Annotated in this window: 10 protein-coding genes; 2 read left to right on the top strand and 8 right to left on the bottom strand. The window is 63.5% G+C overall.

Features of this window, described 5'->3' with window-relative positions; translation table 11 throughout:
* Positions 1 to 493 (top strand): NAD-binding protein (locus FJ548_RS29330; RefSeq protein WP_181168947.1); only part of this gene is annotated, 493 nt, incomplete at its 5' end.
* Positions 494 to 659: 166 nt separating this feature from the next.
* Here FJ548_RS29330 and FJ548_RS29325 read toward each other — a convergent pair.
* The 8 genes from FJ548_RS29325 to FJ548_RS29295 form a co-directional block, all read right to left on the bottom strand.
* Complete coding sequence (locus FJ548_RS29325; RefSeq protein WP_140609221.1) at positions 660 to 1,412, bottom strand: SDR family oxidoreductase; 753 nt, start codon at positions 1,410 to 1,412, stop codon at positions 660 to 662.
* A 176-nt stretch (positions 1,413 to 1,588) separates the two neighbouring features.
* Positions 1,589 to 3,853, bottom strand: coding sequence for a transglycosylase domain-containing protein (locus FJ548_RS29320; protein ID WP_140779730.1), 2,265 nt, complete (start codon positions 3,851 to 3,853; stop codon positions 1,589 to 1,591).
* 331 nt (positions 3,854 to 4,184) lie between these two features.
* A complete protein-coding gene (locus tag FJ548_RS29315) occupies positions 4,185 to 4,568 on the bottom strand; it encodes a hypothetical protein (RefSeq protein WP_140609225.1) in 384 nt (127 codons plus the stop codon).
* 75 nt (positions 4,569 to 4,643) lie between these two features.
* Entirely contained in the window at positions 4,644 to 4,877 is a 234-nt protein-coding gene (locus tag FJ548_RS29310; protein WP_181165579.1) for a hypothetical protein, read from the bottom strand.
* 117 nt (positions 4,878 to 4,994) lie between these two features.
* Positions 4,995 to 5,180, bottom strand: a complete 186-nt coding sequence (locus tag FJ548_RS30120; protein ID WP_281407120.1) for an SGNH hydrolase domain-containing protein — start codon at positions 5,178 to 5,180, stop codon at positions 4,995 to 4,997.
* A gap of 91 nt (positions 5,181 to 5,271) precedes the next feature.
* Positions 5,272 to 5,475, bottom strand: a complete 204-nt coding sequence (locus FJ548_RS29305) for a hypothetical protein (RefSeq protein WP_140779729.1) — start codon at positions 5,473 to 5,475, stop codon at positions 5,272 to 5,274.
* Positions 5,476 to 5,560: 85 nt separating this feature from the next.
* On the bottom strand, positions 5,561 to 6,181 hold the full coding sequence (locus FJ548_RS29300) for a ribonuclease D (RefSeq protein ID WP_140609231.1): 621 nt from the start codon (positions 6,179 to 6,181) through the stop codon (positions 5,561 to 5,563).
* A gap of 141 nt (positions 6,182 to 6,322) precedes the next feature.
* Positions 6,323 to 7,708 carry a M20/M25/M40 family metallo-hydrolase gene (locus FJ548_RS29295; RefSeq protein ID WP_140779728.1) on the bottom strand — a complete coding sequence of 462 codons (1,386 nt, stop codon included), beginning with the start codon at positions 7,706 to 7,708 and terminating at the stop codon, positions 6,323 to 6,325.
* A 420-nt stretch (positions 7,709 to 8,128) separates the two neighbouring features.
* Between FJ548_RS29295 and polA the strand changes: the two genes are divergently transcribed.
* Positions 8,129 to 11,083, top strand: coding sequence for a DNA polymerase I (polA, locus tag FJ548_RS29290; protein ID WP_181168948.1), 2,955 nt, complete (start codon positions 8,129 to 8,131; stop codon positions 11,081 to 11,083).
* The last annotated feature ends 303 nt before the right edge of the window (positions 11,084 to 11,386 follow it).

Below are 11,386 nucleotides of genomic sequence, written 5' to 3'. Positions count from 1 at the left end.
ACCGAAGACTACACTCACCGGCCATGCCATCCTGATCGGCTACGGCCGCGTCGGCGGTCTCGTCGGCACCGCGCTGAAGGAAGCGGCCCTGCCCTTCCTCGTCATCGAGGACGCCGACAAGACACTGGCCAAGCTGAAAGCCGACAATATCGAGACCGTGGCCGGCAATGCCGCCAACGCCGAAGTGTTCGCAGCCGCCAATCCCGAAGGCGCCAGGCGGCTGATCCTCGCCATCCCCAACGCGTTCGAGGCCGGCCAGATCGTATTGCGGGCGCGTGCCGCCAATCCCAACATCAACGTCATTGCCCGCGCCCATTCCGATGCCGAGGTCGAGCATCTCAAGGGGCTCGGCGCCGACACGGTGATCATGGGCGAGCGCGAGATCGCGCGTGGCATTGTCGAAGAGGTATTGAGCAACCAGGCTGGGCAAAAGCCAGTTCGCGATGCCATGGCGGAAGGCGCAGGAGCCGCGCCTATCGCTTCACAATCGTGAGGCCGGCGTCGATCAGCTATCTCCTGAAGAGCCGATAAATTCAGCGATGCGATCCAGGATCTCGCATGATGCTCAAACTTGCGGTCCATTCATAAATCAAATCAAGTCAGCAGCGACCCAACGATGTTGGTCTCCGCGAAACGCCCATATCCACGAGCCGGCTCGCTCACACGTGCTGGCCGCCATTGATGTGGATTTCCGAGCCGGTCACGTAGGACGCCTGGCTCGAGCACAGGAAGAAGATGATGTCGGCGACTTCCGCAGTGGTGCCAAGCCGGCGCAGCGGAATGGTCTCGACGATCTTTTCCGTACCCGGCGACAGGATCGCCGTGTCGATCTCGCCCGGCGCGATGGCGTTGACGCGGATGCCGTGCGGGCCGAAATCATGCGCCATCTCGCGCGTCAGCGAGCCGAGGGCCGCCTTCGAGGTCGCATAGGCGGTGCCGGCGAAGGGATGCACGCGGGTGCCGGCGATCGAGGTGACGTTGACGATCGAGCCCCTGGCCGCCGCCAACTCCTTGAACAGGCCGCGCGCCAGCATGATCGGCGCGAAGAAATTGACCTGGAACACATCGCGCCAGACATGCATGGGCGTGTCGATCGAGTTCATGCGGCTGTTGCCGTCTTTGAGCTTCGGCGAAATCCCGGCATTGTTGACCAGCGCGTGCAGCTGGCCGCCATGCGATTCCAGCCGGTGACGGATTTCCGAGACCGCGATGCCGACATCTTCCTGGTCGGCGAGGTCGACCTTGATGTGATCCTCGGGGCCGGCCGGCCACGGGCAATCCTCGGCAAATGCCTGGCGCGAGCAGGTGATGACGCGCCAGCCCTCGCGCGAAAAGCGTTTGACCGTCGCATGGCCGATGCCGCGGCTGGCGCCGGTCAGCACGATGGTTTTTCTGGTGTCGAGTTCAGCCATGTCGCGGTCTCCGGGCCGGAGATGTAGCCGAATGCCGCGGCGCTGGCGAGAGGCGGATTGACGCCGCTTGGGCGACCGATCCATGTCGCCCAAAGGTGACCTCGGTTCTGGGACATGCGTAAAACATGCCCTGAAGCGCGTTGCACGAACCCGTTTCGACGCGACGCGCTTTAGCGTCAGCCGCCGCCCAGAATGTCGAGAATCGAGGTCTTCCGCTTCTTGAGCGGCCCGCCGACGCTGCCTGGCGGCACCGGATGCCCGACAGAGGCGGTGGCGCCGTCATCCGCCGGCATGTTGAAGCCATCGGCATCGACGGTCTGGGCCGGCCGCGCGACGCGGGCCGGCGCTGGCGGTTGCGCCGGCGCGGATGGCGCCTGCTGGCCAACGGACGCTGATGGAACCGGTGCCACCTGGTTGTTGTCAGCCGAGGGTATGTCGTCGGGCACGATCCTGTCGGCCGGTGTCGATTTCCAGGTGCCGGGCAGCGGCCGCACCGGCACACCCTCATGCGCGGCGACCATGAATTCGTGCCAGGCCTGCGCCGGCAGCGCGCCGCCGGTGACCTTCTTCATCGCCGTGCCGTCATCATTGCCGAACCACACACCGGTGGTGAGATTGGCGGTGTAGCCGACGAACCAGGCATCGCGCGAATTCTGGCTGGTGCCGGTCTTGCCGGCCGACGGCCAGGCGAAAGCCGCTTTCTTCGCGGTGCCGATCTCGACGGTGCCGGTCATCATCGAATTCATCATGCCGACGATCTCAGGCTTCACCACACGCGGCGTGCTGCCGCCAGCGCCGTCATAGAGTACCTTGCCGTCGGCGGTCGTGATGCGGCGAATGAAGTGGATGTCCGGCTTGTAGCCGCCATTGGCGAAAGGCACATAGGCCGAGGTCAGCTCCAGCGGCGTCACTTCCGAGGTACCGAGCGCGATCGATGTGTTGGCCTGCAGGTCGGACTGGATGCCCATGCGATGCGCGGCTTCCACCACCGCGTTCGGCCCGACTTCCATGGTCAGCTGCGCGGCAACCGAGTTCAGCGACTTGGCCAGCGCGGTCGCCAGAGTGACCTTGCCGAAGTACTTGCCGCCGTAATTGTCGGGCGTCCAGTTGCCGATCTTGATCGGCGCGTCGTTGCGCACGCTGTCGGGCGTGCGGCCGGCCTCAAGGGCCGCCATATAGACGAACGGCTTGAACGCCGAGCCCGGCTGCCGGCGCGCCTCCGAGGCGCGGTCGAACTGGCTGGTCGAATAGTCGTAGCCGCCGACCATGGCGCGCACCGCGCCGGAATCGTCGATCGACACCAGCACGCCCTGGGTGACGTTGAGCTTCTTGCCGCTGTCGTCGATCAGCCGACGGATCGACTTCTCGGCGAGCTTCTGCAGGTTCAGGTCGACGGTGCTGTCGATGACGATGTCGCCGCGCACGTCGCCGATCAGGTCGGGCAGTTCTTCCATGATGGTGTCGGCAACATAGTTTTCCGAGCCGGTCCAGTAGGATGGCGAGCGTGTCGCCGGAGCGCTGAGCGCCGTCTTCAGTTCCTTGTCGCTGATCTTGCCCTCCTCGCGCATGGCGGCGAGCACAAGTTGCGAGCGTTCCTCTGCGGCCTTCGGATCGCGCGCCGGCGACAGCCGCGACGGCGCCTTCAAGAGGCCCGCAAGCAGGGCTGCTTCCGACAGGGTGACGTCGCGCGCGCTCTTGCCGAAATAGCGCCGCGAAGCCGCCTCGACGCCAAAGGCGCCGGAGCCGAAATAGACCCGGTTGAGGTACATTTCGAGGATCTGGTCCTTGGTGTGCTTGTGCTCCAGCCACAGCGCCAGCAACACTTCCTGCACCTTGCGTTCCAGCGTACGGTCGGGCTTCAGGAACAGGTTCTTGGCCAATTGCTGCGTCAGCGTCGATCCGCCTTGCGAAAAATGCCCGCCAAGCAGGTTGGTGACCATGGCGCGCGACAGGCCGATCGGATCGACACCGAAATGCGAATAGAAACGGCGATCCTCGATAGCGATGACCGCCTCGGGAATATAAGGCGACATTTCGTGCAGGCCGACGGCTTCGCCGCCGCTCATGCCGCGATTGGCGAGCAACTGGCCATCGGCTGAGACGATTTTGATGTTGGGAGCGCGGTCGGGGATCGACCATGTCGTGGCCGCCGGCATCTTGGCGCCGTAGTAGATGACGACGCCAGCCACCGCGATGCCGCCCCAGATGGCGAGCACGAAGCACCAGTAGAACAGCCGGCCCAGCACGCCGAACAGGCCACGCCGGCTTCTGCCGCGTCCGCCGCGCGACGATTTCGCTTTCGATGATTTGCGTTTTGCGGAGGCTTTGCGGTTGCTCGGCACGACGCGGTCCTCCTCGCTCACCGAAAGACCGGCCGAGGACCGCGTCTGCGACGGTCCCTCGAAGCTGGGCTCGATGCGGCTGTCTCTGCGGTTCGCCATGCGCTGCGCTGTCTGTTCCCGATGCCAATGGCGCTTCGGTTGAAGAGTAGATGCGGCGATTTAAGGGCGGGTTAAGTCGGAAAAATTCAAAGCGATTGATAATCAAATGCTTGGCAGCCTGAGATTGCGGATCAGGCGCCGGCAGGCGGTCGCGTCCGACGAGAGAGACCGATCAGAACCATTGGTCGGAACGCCGGTATCCAGCAGCGGACAAGCCTTTGGTACGCAGTCACGCCATGGTCTCCGTCAGGGCGCGATCGCAGAAAACAGCTTCGCATTCGACCGCGCCCCAATTCAATCCATCCCCAGATGATCACCTGGTGGACATGCGTCAACCAATCGCCGCACGGACAGAAAGTGCGGCCCTGGACGATTGCATTACCTCGCCGACATGGCAGTAGCAGACGATCTCATGCAGTTGGTGATCGGTCAGCTCGAAGAAACGCTTGGCTTCGCCATAACTATCGTCCTTCAGACCCTCGTCTTTCAAAATGGGGTCCGTGAAGGCAACCGATATCGGCGAGCCATCGCCTCGCATGACATTGCGCTCGGGCGGCGCACGGTATTCGGTTCCGGCAAGCGCTGTGAGCAGCCGGCGGGGCTCACGTTCGAGAAGTTCGGCCCAACGTACGAGACGCTGGGTTCGGCTCATTACCGGCTGTGTGACACTAATTTCGGCCACTGCATGCAGTTGGTCCAGTGTTTGGTGCTTCATGGCAACCTCCTATTCGTTAGGTTGGCTGGCCCCAAACGCCCTATGCCGGCATCATAGCGCCGAAGCGTCGATCCGTCATTCTAATTCCATTTCGGGTCGGTCTCTCTTTCGGCACTGCGCCGGTGCAATGGCGCTGCCCTGCCGGCGATTTTCAGCGCCACCGAATATCGAGAGCAGCGAGAAGAAAGCCAGCGTTCGCTCTTCGCATGTGATCGCCACCACGCTGTTCGACCGGTCGATGTCGGGGCCTTTCGGGCCGCCCTCCTCGGGATTGCCCCTGCCACGCAGGAAGGTTTCCTCGTCGAGCACGGCGACCGAGCGCGCGGGGCCCCGATGCCCATCGGCGACTGCTTGCCCCCGCATTGATGGTGCTGACTGAGCCGATGGCGCCCTCGACGGTCAAGCGCGATGCAAGCATTCCTGGTTTCAACGGCTGAGACCCGCTGCCTTCGCCAGATAGGGCGCCAGTGCCAGCGCGTAGGTCGCCGTCATGTGGTGGTAGTCGCGCCAGACAATGATGTTGCCGACGACCGCAGCGCAGGTTTGCTTGCCGCATAGAGCATCGTTCATGTCGACGACGCGGACATCCGGCAATGGCCCGGCGGCGAGCAAGAGAGCGAGCGCGGAGCGGAAGGCGCCGAATCGGCCCCGATATCAACGACTTCAGGCTATTCGAAAGCAGCTGGCCTCGCCAGCGGTACGCTCACTGGTCGTCATCGTCGCTGGCAGCAGGCCGCCAGCTGATCGGTTCGACCTTCTTTTGCGTGTGGCTGTCGGTATAGACCCACCAGCCGTCGTCGCGGTACTGCGCGATGGATTCGTTGATTACGCCGTCGCTGTCCTTCCAGGTGACGGTGACCTTGGAGCCGTCGGTCGGCGCGGTCGATATCGGCTTACGGTCGGTCATGTCATCCCCTTTTTCCAGCCGGCAGAACGCCACGGCCGGCATCTGGTTCCAAACCGCCGTCGAGCGCGGATCGTCGCCGGGGCCCTCAGCTATGGGCGAAGATATCCTCCTCGCCCCAGCCCATCAGGTCAAGCTTGGCGCGTGTCGGCAGGAAGCGGAAGCAGGCATCGGCCTCCTTTGTGCGCCCCTCGCGCGCCAGCCTTCCCGCCAGCACCTCACGCAACCGATGCAGGTAGAGCACGTCGGAAGCGGCATATTCGAGCTGTTCGGGCGACAGCGTTTCGGCCGCCCAGTCGGACGATTGCTGCGCCTTGGACAGGCCGACGCCGAGAAGCTCGAAGCAGATGTCCTTCAGCCCGTGCCGGTCGGTATAGGTGCGGGTCAGCCGCGAGGCGATCTTGGTGCAGAACACAGGCTCGGCCATCACCCCGAACGCATTATAGAGCACGGCTAGGTCGAAGCGCCCGTAGTGGAACAGCTTGGTGATGTTGCGGCTCCTCAGCAGGCTGACGAGGTTCGGCGCTTTCTTCTGGCCCGGTGCGATCTGGATGACGTCGGCGGTGCCGTCGCCCGGCGATATCTGCACCACGCAGAGCCGGTCGCGATGCGGATTCAGCCCCAGCGTCTCGGTATCGATGGCCACCGCCCCGACATTGTAATGCGAAAGGTCGGGCAGGTCATTTTTGTGAAAGCGGATGTCGGCCATTGTCTTCTCCGGTCGAGCCAGAGCGTCCCTTGACCAGCAAGGGGCGCCGCAGCGCCTTGATTGTGGCCCGTCCTCGCCGCGATCGGCTGAAAAATCAACAGAAAGTTGGTTTTCAGCCGATATCGCGATCTCTACGCCACCTCAGCGCGTCAGCGCGTCCAGAATGCGCGCCCAGGAACGCTGGCCCTTATGGAAGGAGCTGAGCTCGTATTTCTCGTTGGGCGAATGGATGCGGTCGTCGTCGAGGCCGAAGCCGACCAGCAGCGATTCCATGCCGAGATAGGTTTGGAAGTCGCCTACTACCGGGATCGAGCCGCCGCTGCCGGTCGTCACCGCCGGCTTCGGCCATTCGTCAGACAGCGCGGTCTTGGCCTTCGCCAGGAACGGTGAGTCGTAGGAAAGCTGGATTGCCGGCGAACCGCCATGGGCGTGGAATTCGACCGAACAGTCCGCCGGAATGCGCTCCTTGACGAATTGCTGGAAGGCGGCGCGGATCTTCTTGGGATCCTGCTTGTGGACGAGGCGGAAGGACACTTTCGCCGATGCTTCCGCCGCGATCACGGTCTTGAACCCCTTGCCGGTATAGCCGCCGATGATGCCGTTGAACTCGGCGGTCGGCCGCGCCCAGGTCAGTTCCAGCACCGAACGTCCCTTTTCGCCCGACGGGATAGACAGGCCGACAGGTCCAAGGAAGGTCTCCGCGGTCTCGCCAAGCGTCTCCCATGATTTCAGCACCTGGGTCGGTGTCTCCTCGACGCCGTCGTAGAAGCCGGGAATGGTGATGTGGCCATCCTTGTCGTGGATGTCGGCCAGCACCTTGGCCAGGATGCGGATCGGGTTGGCAGCGGCCCCGCCATAGAGGCCCGAATGCAGGTCGCGGTCGGCGGCCCTGACCGTGATCTCCTCACCAACCAGCCCGCGCAGTCCAACGCAGATCGACGGCGTGTCACGGTCCCACATACTGGTATCGCAGACCAGCGCGAAATCGGCCTTGAGCTCCTCGGCATTGGCTTCGAGGAAAGGCTTCAGCGAGGGCGAACCGGATTCCTCCTCACCCTCGAAGAGAATGGTGACGCGGCACGGCAAATTGCCATGCACCTGCTTCCAGGCGCGGCACGCCTCGACAAAGGTCATCAATTGGCCCTTGTCATCGGCCGAGCCGCGCCCGGTGATCACCTTGTGGTCGGGCCCGACCTGCTTGATATCAGGCGCGAACGGATCGTTTTCCCACAGTTCGATCGGGTCGACCGGCTGCACATCGTAATGGCCATAGAACAGCACATGCGGCGCGCCGACATGCCCGTCATGATGCGCAACCACCATGGGATGGCCGGGCGTGTCGCGCACGCTGGCGTCGAAGCCGATCAACTTGAGCTCCGCCACCAGCCATTCCGCCGCCTTGCGGCAGTCGGCGGCATAGGCCGGATCGGTGGAGATCGACTTGATCCTGAGCAGGCCGAACAGCCGTTCCAGGCTCTGGTCGAGATTTTGGTCGAGACGGTCGAGGACGGGGGAAACTGCGGACATTTGCGAAGCCTTTCGATTCAGTGCCGGGACCGTAAAGGCAGAGCGGCGAAACGAAAAGCCCGGGACGATTGGACCACGACCCGGTACGGTCGCCGCAAGGCAAAAAAATGCCGCCGTGGTGGAGGGGGAACCACGGCGGCCTTTTACTCGAAACGATGCGGCAGCCCGGAGAGGGGGATAGGCTGCCGCAGTTGCCCGGGATAGGCGGGGGACGGGCCTTGCTCCGGACTTCGGCGAAAACTGCCGATAACGTGTATTTGGGTCTGTGAACGTGGCGATTCAAGGGCATCAACGTTACACTTTTGTAACGTGCTCGTGAGCGGCCCGGTGTAACCCGATCTGTCAGGGTGTTGACGGAACAAATCCCTGGCGATGTCTTTGGCATGGACCAAGCCATCGCGCCGCGCTATCCCTGCCGGCATGAAAAAAGGCGACCATCTCTTCCTTGTCGACGGCTCCGGCTACATCTTCCGCGCGTATCATGCACTGCCGCCGCTGACCCGCAAGTCCGACGGCCTTCCGGTCGGTGCCGTTTCCGGTTTCTGCAATATGCTGTGGAAGTTGATGCAGGATGCCCGCAACACCGATGTAGGCATTGTACCGACGCATTTCGCGGTCATCTTCGACTATTCCTCCAAGACCTTCCGCAACGACCTCTACCCCGAATACAAGGCCAACCGTTCGGCGCCGCCGGAGGATCTGATCCCGCAATTCGGCCTGATCCGCCAGGCGACCAAGGCGTTCAACCTGCCTTGCATCGAAATGGAGGGCTTCGAGGCCGACGACCTCATCGCCACCTATTGCCGGCTGGCCTGCGAGGTCGGCGGCGACACCACCATCATCTCCTCCGACAAGGACCTGATGCAGCTGGTCGGCGATACGGTCGGCATGTACGACCCGATGAAGGATCGCCAGATCGGCATCCCCGAGGTGATCGAGAAATGGGGCGTGCCGCCGGATAAGATGGTCGACCTGCAAGCACTCACCGGCGACTCCGTCGACAATGTTCCGGGTGTGCCCGGCATCGGACCGAAGACGGCAGCGCAGTTGCTGGAGCAGTTCGGCGACCTCGACGGGCTGCTGGCCCGCGCCGGCGAGATCAAGCAGGACAAGAGGCGCGAAACAATCATCGCCAACGCCGACAAAGCGCGCGTTTCGCGCCAGCTGGTGACGCTGAAGAACGATGTGCCGGTGGCCGAGGGCCTGGACGATTTCGTGCTTCATGCCCCAGACGGGCCGAAGCTGATCGGCTTCCTCAAGACCATGGAATTCTCCTCGCTGACCCGCCGCGTGGCGGAAGCGACCGGCACCGAGGCCGGCGACGTTCAGGCCGTCGCGGTGATCGTCGAGCGCGCCGATGCCGCGCACGGGCCCGATGTGGGCGCGGGGGCACCGGACATTGCCCGAAACGGGGTTGGACCAGAGGCAGACGCAACTGCTACACCGACGACGCAGACACCTAAGCAGGGGGACACCCCTTCCCTGCTCTCCGCGCTGCGGCTGGAGGGCGCGGCGACGCGCAAGATCGACACGTCGGCCTATCAGTGCGTCCGCGACGTCGCGACGCTGAAGGCCTGGATCGCCGAGGCGCGGGAGACCGGGATCGTCGCCTTCGACGCCAGGGCGACCTCTCCCGATCCGATGCAGGCCGAACTGATCGGCATGGCAATAGCCACGGCGCCCGGCCGCGCGGCCTACATCCCCTTCGCCCACAAGAGCGGCAACGGCGATCTGCTGGGCGGCGGCATGCTTGAGAACCAGATTGCTCTTCGCGAAGCGCTGGCGCTGCTGAAGCCGCTGCTCGAGGACAGGTCGGTCCTCAAGATCGCGCAGAACCTGAAATACGATCTGGTCATCATGAGCCGCTACGGCATTGATGTCGCGCCGTTCGACGACACCATGCTGATCTCCTACGTGCTCGATGCCGGCACCCCGCATGGTCACGGCATGGACGCGCTTGCCGAGAAATGGCTTGGTCACTCACCCCTCCAGATCAAGGATGTGACCGGCTCCGGCAAAAGCTCGGTCGGTTTCGACCAGGTCGGCATCGACAAGGCGACCGCCCATGCCGCCGAGGACGCCGATGTGACGCTGCGGCTCTGGCTGGTGCTGAAGCCCCGGCTTGCGGCCAAGGGCCTGGTCTCGGTCTATGAGCGGCTGGAGCGGCCGCTGGTGCCCGTGCTGGCCCGCATGGAACAGCGCGGCATCTCCGTCGACCGGCAGATCCTGTCGCGGCTGTCGGGCGAACTCGCACAAGGCGCCGCCCGGCTCGAGGAGGAAATCTATCAGCTCGTCGGCGAGCGCATCAACATCGGCTCGCCCAAGCAGCTCGGCGACATCCTGTTCGGCCGCATGGGCCTGCCAGGCGGTTCGAAAACCAAAACCGGCCAGTGGTCGACCTCGGCGCAGCTTCTCGAAGACCTTGCCGCCGAGGGCCACGAACTGCCGCGCAAGATCGTCGACTGGCGCCAGCTGACCAAGCTGAAATCGACCTACACCGACGCGCTGCCGGGCTTCATCCACCCGGACACCAAGCGCGTCCACACCTCCTACGCGCTGGCCGCGACGACGACCGGACGTTTGTCATCCTCCGACCCCAACCTGCAGAACATCCCGGTGCGCACCGCAGAAGGCCGCAAGATCAGGACCGCCTTTATCGCCGACAAGGACAACCGCCTGGTCTCGGCCGATTACAGCCAGATCGAACTGCGCGTGCTTGCCCATGTCGCCGAAATCCCGCAGCTGCGGCAGGCCTTCGCCGATGGGGCGGACATCCATGCCATCACCGCCTCGGAAATGTTCAACGTACCCGTCGAAGGCATGCCTTCGGAAATCCGCCGCCGCGCCAAGGCGATCAATTTCGGCATTATCTACGGCATCTCGGCCTTCGGTCTTGCCAATCAGCTGTCGATCCCGCGCGAGGAAGCCAGCAACTATATCAAGAAGTACTTCGAGCGCTTCCCCGGCATCCGCGACTATATCGAGGAGACCAAGGCCTATGCCCGCGAGCACGGCTTCGTCGAGACGATCTTCGGCCGCCGCATCCATTATCCGGATATAAGGTCGTCGAACCCGTCGATCCGCGCGTTCAACGAGCGCGCCTCGATCAACGCCCGCCTGCAGGGCACCGCCGCCGACATCATCCGCCGCGCGATGGTGCGCATGGAGGAAGCGCTGGAGAAGGCAAAGCTGTCAGCCCGCATGCTCCTGCAGGTGCATGACGAACTGATCTTCGAGACGGTGGAGGCGGAGGTCGAGGCGACTATCCCCGTCGTGCGCCACGTCATGGAAAACGCGGCGATGCCGGCGGTGTCGATGTCGGTGCCGTTGCATGTCGACGCGCGAGCGGCGAATAATTGGGATGAGGCGCATTGACCTCATTTCGTCATCCTAGGGCGAGCGACGCGAAGCGGAGCGCAGACCCTGGGATCCATTCCGTGACATTGGTCGGAAGATGCAGCGGTGTAGAAAAGTTCTACGCTGGCGTATAGGCACGGGAAATTCGGCACCGCCGCAACGCTCTTCCGTCGCGGCATGGATCCCAGGGTCTCCGCGACGTCGCTTCGCTCCTGCTCCGCCCTGGGATGACGAAGCTGGGCGGCTAGAGCATCGGGCGATTAACATGCAACGTAGCCTGCCTGTTTGAGATAGTTCCAGCATTCGGTTGGATCGAACATG

Source organism: Mesorhizobium sp. B2-4-17, from assembly GCF_006441275.1.
In the GTDB taxonomy this organism is placed as follows: Bacteria; Pseudomonadota; Alphaproteobacteria; order Rhizobiales; family Rhizobiaceae; genus Mesorhizobium.
The sequence above is the reverse complement of the archived record's forward strand: the minus strand, read 5'-3'. Positions and strand labels throughout refer to the sequence as shown.